General features: G+C 47.8%; 11 protein-coding genes and 2 riboswitches. All 11 genes read right to left on the bottom strand.

Features of this window, described 5'->3' with window-relative positions; translation table 11 throughout:
* Positions 1-16: 16 nt before the first annotated feature.
* The 11 genes from AC0THY_RS17900 to AC0THY_RS17950 all read right to left on the bottom strand — a co-directional run bounded on the left by AC0THY_RS17900 (position 17) and on the right by AC0THY_RS17950 (position 14,193).
* Entirely contained in the window at positions 17-1,486 is a 1,470-nt protein-coding gene (locus AC0THY_RS17900) for a UDP-N-acetylmuramoyl-L-alanyl-D-glutamate--2,6-diaminopimelate ligase (RefSeq protein WP_489991955.1), read from the bottom strand.
* Between the two features lie 432 nt (positions 1,487-1,918).
* Positions 1,919-2,533, bottom strand: a complete 615-nt coding sequence (locus AC0THY_RS17905) for a hypothetical protein (RefSeq protein WP_489991956.1) — start codon at positions 2,531-2,533, stop codon at positions 1,919-1,921.
* Positions 2,490-3,743, bottom strand: coding sequence for an ABC transporter permease (locus tag AC0THY_RS17910; protein ID WP_489991957.1), 1,254 nt, complete (start codon positions 3,741-3,743; stop codon positions 2,490-2,492). The genes AC0THY_RS17905 and AC0THY_RS17910 overlap by 44 nt, the downstream gene beginning before the upstream one ends.
* Positions 3,743-4,621 (bottom strand): ABC transporter ATP-binding protein, encoded by an 879-nt coding sequence (locus AC0THY_RS17915; protein WP_489991958.1) that lies wholly within the window; start codon positions 4,619-4,621, stop codon positions 3,743-3,745. The genes AC0THY_RS17910 and AC0THY_RS17915 overlap by 1 nt, the downstream gene beginning before the upstream one ends.
* Before the next feature lie 129 nt (positions 4,622-4,750).
* Positions 4,751-5,959 (bottom strand): HAMP domain-containing sensor histidine kinase, encoded by a 1,209-nt coding sequence (locus tag AC0THY_RS17920; protein WP_489991959.1) that lies wholly within the window; start codon positions 5,957-5,959, stop codon positions 4,751-4,753.
* On the bottom strand, positions 5,947-6,621 hold the full coding sequence (locus AC0THY_RS17925) for a response regulator transcription factor (RefSeq protein ID WP_489991960.1): 675 nt from the start codon (positions 6,619-6,621) through the stop codon (positions 5,947-5,949). The genes AC0THY_RS17920 and AC0THY_RS17925 overlap by 13 nt, the downstream gene beginning before the upstream one ends.
* Positions 6,622-6,900: 279 nt before the next feature.
* Positions 6,901-7,605, bottom strand: a complete 705-nt coding sequence (locus AC0THY_RS17930) for a transglycosylase domain-containing protein (RefSeq protein WP_489991961.1) — start codon at positions 7,603-7,605, stop codon at positions 6,901-6,903.
* Positions 7,606-7,740: 135 nt separating this feature from the next.
* Entirely contained in the window at positions 7,741-8,856 is a 1,116-nt protein-coding gene (locus tag AC0THY_RS17935) for an SGNH/GDSL hydrolase family protein (protein ID WP_489991962.1), read from the bottom strand.
* 131 nt (positions 8,857-8,987) lie between these two features.
* On the bottom strand, positions 8,988-9,764 hold the full coding sequence (locus tag AC0THY_RS17940; RefSeq protein ID WP_489991963.1) for a formate/nitrite transporter family protein: 777 nt from the start codon (positions 9,762-9,764) through the stop codon (positions 8,988-8,990).
* Between the two features lie 68 nt (positions 9,765-9,832).
* Complete coding sequence (locus tag AC0THY_RS17945; protein ID WP_489991964.1) at positions 9,833-11,518, bottom strand: formate--tetrahydrofolate ligase; 1,686 nt, start codon at positions 11,516-11,518, stop codon at positions 9,833-9,835.
* Between the two features lie 120 nt (positions 11,519-11,638).
* Positions 11,639-11,730, bottom strand: a riboswitch (THF riboswitch).
* Between the two features lie 67 nt (positions 11,731-11,797).
* Positions 11,798-11,881, bottom strand: a riboswitch (ZMP/ZTP riboswitch).
* A gap of 74 nt (positions 11,882-11,955) precedes the next feature.
* On the bottom strand, positions 11,956-14,193 hold the full coding sequence (locus tag AC0THY_RS17950) for a bifunctional diguanylate cyclase/phosphodiesterase (RefSeq protein WP_489991965.1): 2,238 nt from the start codon (positions 14,191-14,193) through the stop codon (positions 11,956-11,958).
* Between the last annotated feature and the right edge of the window lie 66 nt (positions 14,194-14,259).

The raw sequence follows: 14,259 nt of genomic DNA on the forward strand, positions 1-14,259 counted from the left end.
CTCCTGTTTATCCGAACTACTTGTTTTTCTTATCCTCCTCCAGGATTTCCCGGATCATTACCCGCTCATCCATGGGATATTTTTTCCCTTCAATCTCCTGGTAATCCTCATGTCCCTTTCCCGCCAGGACAATCACATCTCCCGGCTGTCCGTGATGAATGGCATAGGCGATAGCCTCCTTGCGGTCCGGTATTTTTATATACTCTCCGTCCGTCCTGGATATTCCGGTCACTATATCCTCTATGATATCCTCCGGCTTCTCATATCTGGGATTGTCAGAGGTGATGATGGTCAGGTCCGCCAGCCGCCCCGACACCTCCCCCATCTCATACCTTCTGGCTTTCGCCCGGTTGCCCCCGCATCCAAACAGGCACACCAGCCGTTTGGGCTTATACTCCCTCAGCGTTCCCAGCAGACTCTCCAGGCTCATGGCATTGTGAGCATAGTCAATCATCATAGTAAAGTCATCCGACACCTTGACCATCTCGATCCGTCCCTTTACCTTTGCCCCGGACAGCGCTTTGACGATATCCTCCTTTTTGACCCCAAAATGGCGGCAGATAGCTATGGCAGTGAGAGAGTTGTACACGCTGAACTTGCCCGGAATATCGATTTCCACCTCCAGCGTCATGAGTCCGGTCACCCGATAGCGTATCCCCAGGTAGCCCGGCCTGGACACCAGCTGGGTGTCTGTGGCCCGTAAATCCGCCTTTTCGGAAAAACCAAAAGTCTCCACCCTGCAGGTGTGTCCCTGAAGCACCTGCTCCAGATGGGTGTCATCCGCATTTACGATTCCCAGCCTGCACTGTTTAAAGAGCAGCCCCTTACAATACATGTAGTCCTCAAAGCTCTCATGCTCCGCAGGCCCGATGTGATCCGGCTGGATGTTGGTAAAGATTCCGATCTCAAACAGAATCCCCGCTGTCCGGTGAAGCATCAGCCCCTGAGAAGAAACCTCCATCACCACACAGTCACAACCCGACTTTTCCATGCGGCTGAAATATTCCTGGATGGTGTAGGATTCCGGCGTAGTGTTGCTGGCCGGGATAGCCTCATCCCCGATAATGGCCTCAATGGTTCCGATCAGCCCCACCTTGTGTCCCGCAGACTCCAGGATGGACTTGACCATGTAGGTGGTTGTGGTCTTCCCCTTCGTCCCTGTTATGCCGATCACCTTCAGCTTTTCTGCCGGATAATCAAAATAGGCTGCTGAGATAAGGGCCATGGCATAGCGGCTGTCCTCCACCCGGATAACAGTCACATGCTTTGGCGCCTCCACAGGGTCCTGCACCACCAGCACCCTTGCCCCCTTTTCGACCACATCGGAAACATAGGTGTGACCGTCCGTCACTGCACCCTTAACGCAGATGAAAAGCGAGCCTTCGCTCACTCTCCTGGAATCATTGATCACATCCTTAACCTCCACGTCAACGCTGCCGTTCACGCACTCATATGTCAACCTCTCTAAAAGTTTTGTCAGCTTCATGGTATAATACCTCCAATTTGATTACATTATAGGATATCATACTTGCGGGAAGTTTTCAAATAAAAAGGAAGAGAGTCCGCGCTCTCTTCCTCTTCTTTTGTAATCGTTCAGTCAGGTCTGTTACTTGCGTTGCTACCCGGACGTCACCCGGGCGTTGGCAGCTCTCACGCAAACACGTGCAACGCTCTGGGGAACTAACCGTTAACTGCAACTAAGGACGCTCAGGAAAGCCTTCGCGTCCAAGTTTCCGTAAACGTTCATTTCCCCGCCGCTAAAAGCGCACGTAAATTGTTTGCTTAGAGAGCTGCCAACGCCCGTGTGACTGCCTTCTGGAACCGAGAACTTCCCTAAAGCTTGTTTGGAAATCGCCTAGTACATCGTAAATTAAATGAGTGCCGCATATACGCCGGAGGAAGCGTCCCCCTTCTTTCTCTATTTTCTCTGCCGCCACATACAGGCAGCTGCAATGCACAAGCCCCCCGCGGCTCCAAGATAAATTTTTTCCTCCATGCTGCCCTGCATCATGCTGAACAGATAAAATTTCCCCAGATACCGGTTTCCGGCAAAGTTTGCCATATAGTACACCATAGGAACCATATATCCGATAGCCAGCACATCCGTAAATCCGTAGGCAAGCACTCCCAGGCCCCCCAAAAACACCGCCTCTGCCAAAGTGCCCAGATAGTACTCTCCCGCCGGAAAGCTGCATCCCCCCTTTATCATTACCAGCACAAAGATTCCCGTGAGCGCTGCCAGTATGGCAAACGCCTCCAGCAGCCGGACCAGCTGGTGTGCTGCTGCCGGCACTGCCTTCGAATAAATCAGGTCCCTGATATTGGAGTCCTGGTCCGGCCAGAACAGGGGAACCAGCAGAATAATTCCAATCAAAGCTACATACATTTCCAGCACCTGCGCGCTCTGAGCTGTGTCCAGATTTGCGATTCCCATAAAGAGCGGGGAAACTGCCAGCAACCCCACTGCGATCAGCACGTGGATTCCCAGGTTATGCCTCAGATTTACTCTTCCGATTGCGCCGTATACTTCCATGGAAATGCCAAACCCCCCTTCTTTTCAGTTTATACACCAATATGGTCCCAGCCAGCAGCACAGCCGAAAGACCCAGGTAAAAGGCACGGTTTACCACCAGACCGGAGAGCTGTTCAAAAAATACCTCTGTCTTTCCGCAGGTATTCCATCTGGGACTGAGCTCCAGTCCAAATCCGCCCACCAGGGACATGCTGCCGGTCATAGTGCTGACCCACCACCAGAGTCCCTGTACCAGAACTGCCAACGGCCCACCCGTCATCTCCGTCACCAGAAATCCTACCGATAACGCAGTCAGGAAACTGGGGAATATCCAGCCCAGAATATATTTTACAAAGGCCAGGTTGTCAAGAGGAACCCCCAGGCTGCTGCCGTAGAAGAGACACTGCAGGTGCATAGACAAGCCCAGCAGCGCTATGGGAAGCATCCCCATCACCACGTTCGCCAGATACCGTGAGAGGATAACCCCCGCTGAGGAAGTCCTCCTTGCATAGATTACCTCAGCGGTTTTTGCCTTCCGGTCCTTCATTGACCTGGCAACCGCCAGAAATACGGGAAGAATTCCAGCCATCAGACATATATAGTCACAGAACAGCCGGGCATACGCCCCAATTACCCCATCTTTGCTCAGAACTGCCTCGTACTCCTTCTGCGCTTCCTCGTAAGTCATCTCATCAAAGGCGTTTCCTGGCACGCTGTCCGCACTGTAGCTGGAGCCTCCGCCCAAAATCGTATTCACCCGCTCCATCATAGGCAAAAATTCCTGATATGTTAAGTCCTTTGCAGGGTGGACCTCCGGGGTATCTATGCCCGCCATGATCGGCGCATTTTGAGTGGACATTTCATCATAGAAACGCTCTATCTCCTCTTTGATATCCTTCCACTCGCGACCACTGACCTTCTCTATGATGCGTTCCACCTCCGCCTGATCCTTCTCATTGAGGCGCACTTTCTTATAAAAGCCAACGGGATACGTGGTATAATTGCCATCGTAGGCCTCCATAACCAACTTCCCCAGAGTTGTATCCATGATCTTCTGCGGATCACTGCTGGGCTTTGTTCCGTAGGATTCCTGACCCGGCTGGGGCTTTGACAGTGTGGAGAAATCCCCCAGCTGTGTAATATAAAAAAGCACCAAAACGACAATGTATACATAGAAAACAATACTTTTTAGAATCTGCCTGCACTCCTTGGCAAATAATGAGAAGAACATTATTCACCACCTCTTTTCTGCTGCATCAGGTACATGTATGCATCCTCCACATTCGCCTGCGCCGGTTCCGCCCCGGGAAATGGCGGTTCCTCTGACACAAACCGCACATTGATATGAGCTCCCATAGTCAGCATCCCGGTTACCGTGTAGCGCTGCTTCATGGTCTCCAGTTCCTTTTTTGATATTTCTGCAGTGTAAATCTTTCCCTGTGCATTCTCCAGCATCTGTTCCACCGTCCCCTGGTAGAGGATCTCCCCTTGGTTCAGGACCGCTATGTTCTCACAAGTTGCCTCAATGTCCCCCACAATGTGTGTGGACAGTATCACAATCCGCTCTTGGGCAATCTCACACAATAGGTTTCGGAAGCGCACCCGCTCTTCCGGGTCCAGCCCTGCGGTGGGCTCATCCACAATGAGCACCTGAGGATCGTGCAGAATGGCCTGGGCAATCCCCAGCCTTCTCCTCATTCCCCCGGACATTGCCTTCACCTTTGTCCTGCGGTTATCCCACAGGTTTACCTTGCGCAGCAGTTTCGGAATTCTCTCCCGTCTCTCCTTTTTTGGCACCTTGGAGAGTACCCCCAGATAATCCAACGCCTCCTCTGCCGTCATGTTACCATAAACGGAAAAATCCTGTGGAAGATACCCTGTTATCCTGCGGACTTCCCCTGCCTTATCCACAGGAATGCCGCAGACTGTGACCTCCCCATTGCTTTTTCTAAGCAGAGTGGCCAGTACTTTCATCAGTGTCGTCTTACCCGCACCGTTGGGGCCCAGAAGTCCGAACATCCCACTTTCCATTTTCAAAGTCACCTTTTTTAAGGCCTGCTTTTTTCCATAATACTTATCCAGATCTCTTATCACAATTTCTGAAGCCATACCGATTTCCTTTCTACTACGTTGTGTTTATTTGTTACTGTTCACAGTAACGTTTATTTTGTATAAAAGCAGGATAACGGATAAATCTCTATACTTTTCCAACACTTTATATTTATTTAAAACTCCTTACTATTTAACATAAAATTCTGTCGTCAGGATGGCTCCCCCGTCAATGCTGTTGGACAGTGACAGGTTTCCCCCGTGCTTCTCGCACAGCATTTTGCAGATATACAGTCCAATGCCGTAGTGATTGCCCTGTGCCTTCTCTTTATCCCTGTAGTACGGACGGACAGCCTGGCGCAGTCCCTCCCTGGTAAAGCCCGGCCCATCGTCCTGCACATAAAAGATCATTTTACGCCCATCCTCGCTCTCATCCAATGTAATCTCAACTTTTGTCAAGGCATACCGCAGAGCATTGGATACAAGGTTTTCCAACACCTCCATCACCACCATCTCATCCATGATCCAGCCCCTTCCCGAGAGCAGACAGCTGGAAAAGGATACGGAAATATCTCTTGTGCCATTCAAAGCCTCCGCCATATCCTGCACCTTTTTGCTGATTTCCTCAAGCCTCGTCTCCCTTCTGTGGACTTCCAGCTCCTCCATACTGGTCACCTGCTTCATGGTATTGCAGAAGTCGATGAGACGGATTACCTGCTGATTCATGAGTTCCAGATTTTCCTGCAGTTGTTGGGCGGTTACTTTCCCCTCCGGACAATACCGGCTCAAAAAATCAGTGTATCCCCGCAGTACAGTCAAAGGCGTACGGAGATCATGGGCAAATGCTGCGTTGAGCCTTCTCTGACCCTCCATCAAATCCTCTATCTTTTCCTGATTTTCCGCAAGCTGATGACGCATCTGTTCAAATGTGTCACACAATTCTCCCATCTCATCCTCGCTTCGGTAGATACAGGAAAAGTCCAGCTCCCCTCTCCCAATATGCGCAGCCTCTGTCTTCAGAAGCTCCATTGGAACTTCCAGTTTTTCCTTATAAAAAAACCTGGTTACCCAGAACACAGCCCCCACAGAGTAAATGAGAGTACACCAAGTCCGTATAAAATCGATAACACGCAGTAGAGACTGATCCTTATCTGTCATATCTCCCCTGAAAGCTGGCCACTCTATTCTGAAAGACTCCATATTCATATGAGTATTTTGTACATCGGAATAGTGGCTGTACACAATCGTCTCCCAACCCTTGCAGATGGTGACCGTGACTCCAGTAAAGAATATCACCGCCATGACTGCTATCAGAATGTATACTGCCATTGACCTTTTCAGGGATACATTCTGCAGTTTTTTTCTGAGGACTTCCCTTGCCTCATCTAACCAATCCATTTATACCCCACTCCCCAGACCGTCTCCACATAAACTTTGTCCGTGTATCTTCCGATCTTCATCCTTATTCTGCGTATATGCTCCGCAATGGTGCTGCTGTCGCCCTCTCCGTCATATCCTCTAAGCTCCTCATACAGCTTTTCTTTGCTAAAAATTTGTCCTCGGTTCGTGGATAATATCTCCACCAGGTCAAACTCGGTCCGTGTAAGGCTCAAGGACTGTTCCTGCCAGCACACGGTTCTGTCCGAATAGTTGATCACCAGTTCCCCGGAAAATTTTACTGTCTCCCGCACATTCCCGCGCTCCTCTCTGCGCAGATGGGCTGCCACTCTCGCCCCCAGCTCATCGATGCTAAACGGCTTCAGGATATAGTCATCTCCCCCGGACACCAGCCCATTGATGCGGTCTCTCTCCTCCACTTTCGCAGTGAGAAATACAATGGGGCAGCTCACATGTCTCCGAATCCGCCTGCAGACCTCCATTCCATCCATATCAGGCATATTCACATCCAACAGAATCAGATCCGGGGCCACTTCCAGCTTCTCCATGGCCTCCACACCGTTTTTTGCCGTGTATACCAGATACCCCTGCATGGTAAAGTAATCCTTCAGAAGCTTTAAAATATACTCTTCATCATCCACTGCCAATAGTTTATACTGCATAAATGCACCTCTTTCTTCCATATTCATCTCACATTATTTTAACACGAAATTTTCTATAAAAATTCTACGGAATCATTTTCTTACGGTCAGCGCAGTAAATATGCAGACCTGTTTTATAGTTACAAAATACTACAATGAAAAAGAATCCCGCCCGGAGGGCTTTTTATATCATAGGGAATTCCGAAGGACTTTCCAATGATATAAAAAAGCCGCTGCATGATTCTATACGGCGGCTCTGCAATCCTATGAAATTTTCTGTGCGGTCTGTCGCAAATTGCTTCAGCCTACCTGAGGCATTAAGAGCTGTGCCTGCACGCCCTCTTCCTCTGTGAGGTATCCGTATTTGACCATACTTTTTATGACCTGCGTCTGCCTCTTCCTGGCCAACTCCATATTGTCCGGGTTATACACAGAGGGCGCGTTGGGTATGCCTGCCAGCATCGTGCACTCATCCTCTGTCAATTCACCGGGCGTCCTCTGAAAATAGCCCATCGCCGCATCATAGATGCTGTAATATCCATTTCCAAAATATATGCTGTTGACATACAGCTCCATAATCTCCTCTTTAGAGTATTTATCCTCTATGGCAAAGGCCATAAACACCTCCGCCACCTTGCGCTCCAGCTTTTTCTCCTGGTTAAAGTAAAGGTTCTTGGCCAGCTGCTGTGTGATGGTACTGCCACCCTCCACAAAAGCTCCTGCCTTTAGATCATTAACCACAGCCCTGCCCATAGCCAGCAGATCAATACCCGGATGTTTATAAAAGCGGTGATCCTCCACAGCCACCACAGCATTTACATACTGTCCCGGCAGATCCTGAAACTTCGTATAATTTGTCTTACTCCGGACACTGCCCACCATCTGCTCCAAACCTGTCTGATCCAATGCCTCCCGGTAAAGACGATAACCTTTATATCCCACATATCCTGACAGGCAGAGCAGTACAAGCAGCGCCAGAATCAAAAGTTTTTTGAATACTTTCATCTGTGCACCCTCTCTCCTTGTTTGTAGTTCTCTTGATAACTACAGCATAGCATATCTGCCCTGCAGGAACCTTAAAATAACCTTGCATTATTCTTGCAAAACCCTGATAATCTTCAGAAGTTTTGCTTCACTATTCTACCCTTTAATCTTTGACAGCACAAAATTGTAGATTAGCCTGGAAACCTCATAATTATAGTGGATGCCGTCGCCTGTGCTCTTTCCATTGATATCGATATAGCCGCCATCCACCAGATAGGAATAACTGTCCAGGTAGGCAGTGGGAAATGCTGCTTTGATGGCAGCATTGAACCGCTTAATATTATTATTATTTACTATGGTGATATCATACTTTTTCTTCTTAGCCAGATTCCGCTCAATGGGGTTTACGGACAAAAAGTAAAATCTTGTATCCGGATATCGCACTGTGAGGCTGGCATACAGCGTGATATAATTGTTGGCATTTTCCAGTCCATTGCTGCCCAAATCATTGATTCCAAAGTTGAATATCACCTTTGATTTGGGATAGAGCGCAAGCTCCTCCTCCAGTGCCTTCAGTGCAGAACCTGTCAGCCAGGGATATCCCTCTCCAACCTTTGCAATGTAGACGTCGCTGCTCAGTGTGGCCTCCTGCATCCCCACAAACCGGGAATCCCCCACAAAGATCACTTTGCTCTCCTCAGATGGGACGGTGGGATTCTCTATTCTCTTTCCGTCCGGGCCCACATAGTACTCCCCCACTTTTGTATTTCTCAGCATATACCCATCCGGACCCACATAATAGACACCGACCCACTGGTTTCTCAGCATGACTCCCGATTTATTGAAATAGTAAGTCTGTTTATCAATGGTATGCCATCCCTTCATGGCCGCTCCGGTCTTTGCGGAAAAATAGTACCTTTTGCCCTTAGTGTTTACCCATCCTGTGGTAAGGACCCCTCTCTTATTGAGGAAATACAGATTGCCCTTGAACTTTTTTGGGCCTGTAACACGGTATCCTTTCTTATTAAAATAGTAGATCTTCCCATTAATCTTTCTCCAGACCCCTTTTACATACTTCCGGTTGTGTACATAGCGGTACCGGTATCCCTTTTTGTTTTTCACCCATTTTCCGTAGGGTGTGTACTTTTTGGAGACATTCTTGATCAGATTGAACTTTGCAGCAGCTTTGCTCTCCATAGAAGGCTTCATCCCCAAAACTCCCACACACAGTATGCAGAGCAGCGCCAAGATGAAAAGTCTTTTCTTTTTCATTTTTATTACCTTTCTTTTACAATTTTATTTCATTTTTGTTGCCATTATATCACACTTTTATACACTGCTGCAACAGCAGAGGCAAAAAAAGTATCGCATCTTTCGATGCGATACCACAAATTCTGACTTTTTTATGCCTCTTTTTTCTTTTTAGAAATCAAATAGTATGGAAGTGCCACAAAGACAACACCACCGATGATGTTACCGATGGTAACGACTACCAGGTTCAGGACATATCCGCCAACGCTTACTGCAGCAGAGCCCGGATTCAGCAGTCCCACGCCCATAATGCTCATGTTTGCAATGCTATGCTCACAGGAGCAAACCATAAACACCATAATACACCAGAACACCATGATCAGCTTTGCCACTTCATTTTTCAGCTTAATGCTGCACCATACAGCCAGACATACGAGAACATTACAGAGAATGCCTCTTGTAAGCATCTGCATGGGTGTGAGGGCCATCTTCCCTTCCGCTGCAGAGGCAAAGCACTCCGCAACCGCTCCTGACGGTACGCCTGAAAGCTGGAAAATGCCTACCGCGATCCAGGAACCCACCAGGTTTCCAAGATAGCAGAAAAGCCACAGTTTCACCGTATTGCCCCAGGATACCACCTTTGCCAGAGAGGCGGAAGCCATCACAAAATTGTTGCCTGTAAACAGCTCTGCGCCTGCCATCACCACAAGGCTGAGCGCTGCCGCAAAACAAAAAGCCATCACAAATTTCGCCATGGGATCATCCGCTGCTTTCAGCGGCGTGCCCATTACAAAGGTAATAAAGGAACCAAAGGAGATAAACGCACCCGCCATCATGGAGGATACAAAGTATCCCAGAGGATTTTTCTTCATCAGGCCTAACTTTCCATTGCCCGCATTGCACACTGCCTGAAACTCTTCCTGAAACATCTCAAACGCCCCCTTCTCCAGTTGGGAGCAAATATGTCAAGCATATTTGCTCCCAAAATTAATCTTTTTTAGAACAGTCCGGTAATCTTTCCATTCTCATCTACGTCGATCTTCTCTGCTGCAGGAACCTTCGGAAGTCCTGGCATTGTCATGATTTCTCCTGTCAGAGCTACGATAAAGCCTGCGCCTGCAGAAATCTTCAGGTTACGCACAGTAACCTCAAAGTCGGTGGGTGCTCCCAGTTTTGTCTGATCATCTGTCAGACTGTACTGTGTCTTTGCAACACAGATCGGACAGTTGCCAAATCCCAGATCCTCCAGCTGCTTCGCCTGCTTCTGAGCATTTGCAGTCAACACGGCTTTCTTTCCTCCGTAGATCTTCTGGACAATCGCGTTTAACTTATCTTCAATGCTTCCCTCCAGCTCATAGGAGAAGGTAAAGTCATTCGGCTGTTCAACCAGCTCGATTACTTTCTCTGCCAGTGCTTTTCCGCCTTCGCCGCCTTTTGCCCAAACCTCAGACAGCGCTACGTTTACGCCCAGCTCTTTACATTTTGTCTCAACCAGATCCAGCTCTGCCTTTGTATCTGTCGGGAATGCATTGATAGCTACTACGCAGGGCAGTTTGTATACATTTTTAATATTGCTCACATGTTTCAGCAGGTTCGGAAGGCCTTTCTCCAGAGCCTCCAAATTCTCGTTGTTGAGATCTGCTTTCGCAACTCCGCCGTTGTATTTCAGGGCACGCACGGTTGCAACGATTACAACTGCATCCGGCTTCAGGCCTGCCATACGGCACTTGATATCCAGGAACTTCTCTGCACCTAAGTCAGCGCCGAAGCCTGCCTCAGTGATTGTGTAGTCAGCCAGCTTCAGAGCCATCTTTGTAGCTGTCACAGAGTTACATCCATGGGCAATGTTTGCGAATGGTCCGCCGTGTACGATAGCCGGTACATGCTCCAGTGTCTGTACCAGGTTCGGCTTCAGAGCATCCTTTAAGAGTGCTGTCATAGCGCCCTGTGCGTTCAGATCCCCAGCGGTAACCGGCTTCTGCTCTGAGGGCTTGCCATATGTATAACCAACGATGATTCTGGAAAGTCTGGCTTTCAGGTCAATGATATCGCTTGCCAGACACAGAACTGCCATGATCTCAGATGCCACTGTGATATCGTAGCCATCTTCTCTCGGTGTGCCGTTGGTTCTTCCGCCCAGACCATCCACTACGTTTCTCAGCTGACGATCATTCATATCCACACATCTTCTCCAGGTAATCTTTCTGGGGTCGATATTTAATGCATTCCCCTGGAAAATATGGTTGTCAATCATAGCTGCCAACAGGTTGTTTGCCGCACCGATTGCGTGGAAGTCACCTGTAAAATGAAGGTTGATATCTTCCATCGGAACTACCTGCGCATATCCGCCGCCGGCTGCTCCACCCTTTACTCCAAAAACAGGTCCAAGGGACGGCTCACGAAGGGCAACCATAACGTTTTTGCCCAGCTTCTGCATACCATCTGCCAGACCAACGGTGGTAGTGGTCTTTCCCTCTCCTGCTGGTGTGGGATTGATTGCTGTCACAAGAATCAGCTTGCCGTCTTTCTTGTCCGTCTCTTTGAGCATGTTGTAATCCAGTTTTGCTTTATACTTACCATACTGCTCCAGATATTTCTCCTCAATACCTGCTTTTTTGGCAATCTCAGTGATTGGCAGCATCTCTGTTTCCTGTGCGATTTCAATGTCTGATTTGTAACCCATGATAAAATATCTCCTTTCATTTTGCCGCTTTTCGCGGTAATTAACTGTTTTTGGGCAAAAAAATGCCGCGTAAAGCCAGTGGACATATACAGATACATACTGTCCCTCTTTCTTATACGCAGTAGCGGAAGCGATATTATAACGCGGAAAATCCTTCGTTCACAGAAAACCTCCCCCTTCTGTGACACTTTACGCATAACATCTACTCTACCGGGTCTTGAATTACACTGACAAAGGAATCCCCCGCCTGTATAAAAAAAGAGCAACACTCAAAAATCAAAATGCTGCCCAGACGGTCGACCCACTTATAATTTTGATTTCCCTGTGGTACTCCACAACTATCCGTCAGTAATCAAAACCCTTTGTTTATGTTATAAATATACAACACGCAAAGGGTTTTGTCAATAATTTATCAATAATTTCATGAATTAATCTTTCTATTCCAAAAACTGCTTTTCAAACCGCTCCATCGTCATGGGCTTGGCAAAATAATACCCCTGAGCGATATCGCATCCGATCTCTTTTACAAACTCCACTTGCTCCTCTGTCTCCACCCCCTCCACAACAGTGGCAATGTGCAGCTCTTTTGCCAGACGGACTACGTTCTTCATAACAGACTCCTTCCTGATTCTGTTTTTCCTGGCCTCCAAAAATACCTTGTCCAGCTTCAGCTCATCAATAGGAAATTCACTGAGTATATTCAGGGAGGAATATCCGCTTCCAAAGTCATCCATGGATATCGTAAAGCCCATGTCATGCAGCTTTTGCAGCAGTTGGGTGATCTCCCCCGTATTCTCTGCCACCACACTCTCCGTCACCTCCAGAATAATCATGGAAGGATCGATACGGTAGTTCTCCAGTGTTTTCCTCAGATCCGGAAGGTAGCTGGACTGGTAAAAGAGCTTTCTGGACTGGTTAACTGCTATGGGCACTGCCTGCAGTCCGGCATCCATCCATTCCCGAAGCTTCGCACAAACCTGCTCCAACATATGCATGTCCAGCTTTGTGATAAATCCATTTTGCTCAAATATGGGGATAAACGTATCCGGGTATACCATGGTGCCATCCTTTCTCTTCCACCGCACCAGAGCTTCTGCACTTTTGGCCCTTCCGGTCCTCAGATCTATTTTGGGCTGCAGGTTTACTAAAAATTCTCCGTTCTCCAGCGCCTCTCTCATCTGATTTTCAATGGTGCTCCTCTCCAATGCCTCTCTGTGCAGCTTCTCATCATAAAAAGCCAGGGAACTCATATGATTTCCCTTCACAGATTTCAGCGCCATGGCTGCCATATCCATAAACAGGTCCAGATCCATCTTTTTGTTGAATGCTTCGATCACCTTTACCCCGCAGCTGCACACAATGCTGTAGTTTCGGTTTTCCCTCAGTGGATATTGGCTAATTCGATCCATGATATCCCTTAGCCGCTTCTCCAGCCGCCTCTTGTCATCCAGTCTCATCAACATGCCGAAATTGTCCGCTGTTTCCCTGTAAAAGAGCTCCTCCGGCTGAAGAGACTCACGCAATACCCCGGCCACATGAATCAAAAGACTGTCTCCCTCCTCAAATCCAAACAGCTCATTGAAAAACCGGAAGTTCCCCACATTCAGTACCACAAATGCATACCTGCCGTCCCTGCAAAGGCGCTTTGTGGCATCATCCCAGAACTTCTCCTTGTTAAATGCTCCTGTCAACTGATCAAAATATGCCAATTGGAGAATGGCCTGCCTGTTACGCTTCATGATTCTGTATATGTATAAAAAAAGTACAGCAAACATGAGAATCACGATTCCCAGTACGATCCCGGCTATATTGATTACTTTTACAAAATTTTGACTGAGGCTGTCCTGGGGTACTATACAGTAGATATACCAGTCATTGAAGTTGACAGCCTTAAAATTCATCCAGTATTTCGCTCCCTGATACTGGAGATCTGTAAAATAGTCCTTCCCGCCTCCTATATTTTGTAAAACCTCTTTTTCCTTTTCTGCACCCATGTGCCCTTTTTCGAAAATATTCCTCAGCTCATCCTGGACAATAAATTTCTCTCCACGGACAACAAAATCCCCATTGCTCTTGATCAGATGTAAATACCCTTTTCCATTGAAAATCGGACGGTCTATGATAGTATTGAACGTATCCGCACTGCTGATGGCGGACAAGGCCCCTATGATCTGACCACCCATATAAATAGGAACGCCATAGCAGTTTACATATTCATCCGTAAAACGGTCCTTTATGGTATCCGACACGTTGGCCTTTCCGCTCAGAGCCTCCTTTACAAACTGCTCGCTGCTCACGTCCTCATTATAGTATTCTTCTGCGTTTAACCCTACAAAATAACCGATACCGTCCAGATCTATATATCCCATCTTGGTAAAATGGTTTCTGCTGTTCTCCAGCTTCAGGTATTCCAAGATCTTTTCCTTCTGAAACTCCCCGCCTTCCCCAATAAAAGTAGAGAGCGCCTTCAGCATCTGCATATCCCCGTCGATCTGCTTCTCCACCGTATTTTTATACTGCTCCGTCACTTCATACAAATATTGCTTTGCTTCATTTGTCTGGGCTTTCTTAAAAGTCATGAAACCGATAAAGCTTATCACCAACAGCGCTGCGCTGATGAAAACCACCACAGCCACTGATGCAGCAATCTGCTTTTTCTCATCTCTTTCAATCATGGTCTTTCTCCGTCACGCTGTACTTATTCTATTTCTTTACTATTTGATGTCTGCACCGTTACATGC

Source organism: Ruminococcus sp. 8Y-12 (assembly GCF_058119865.1).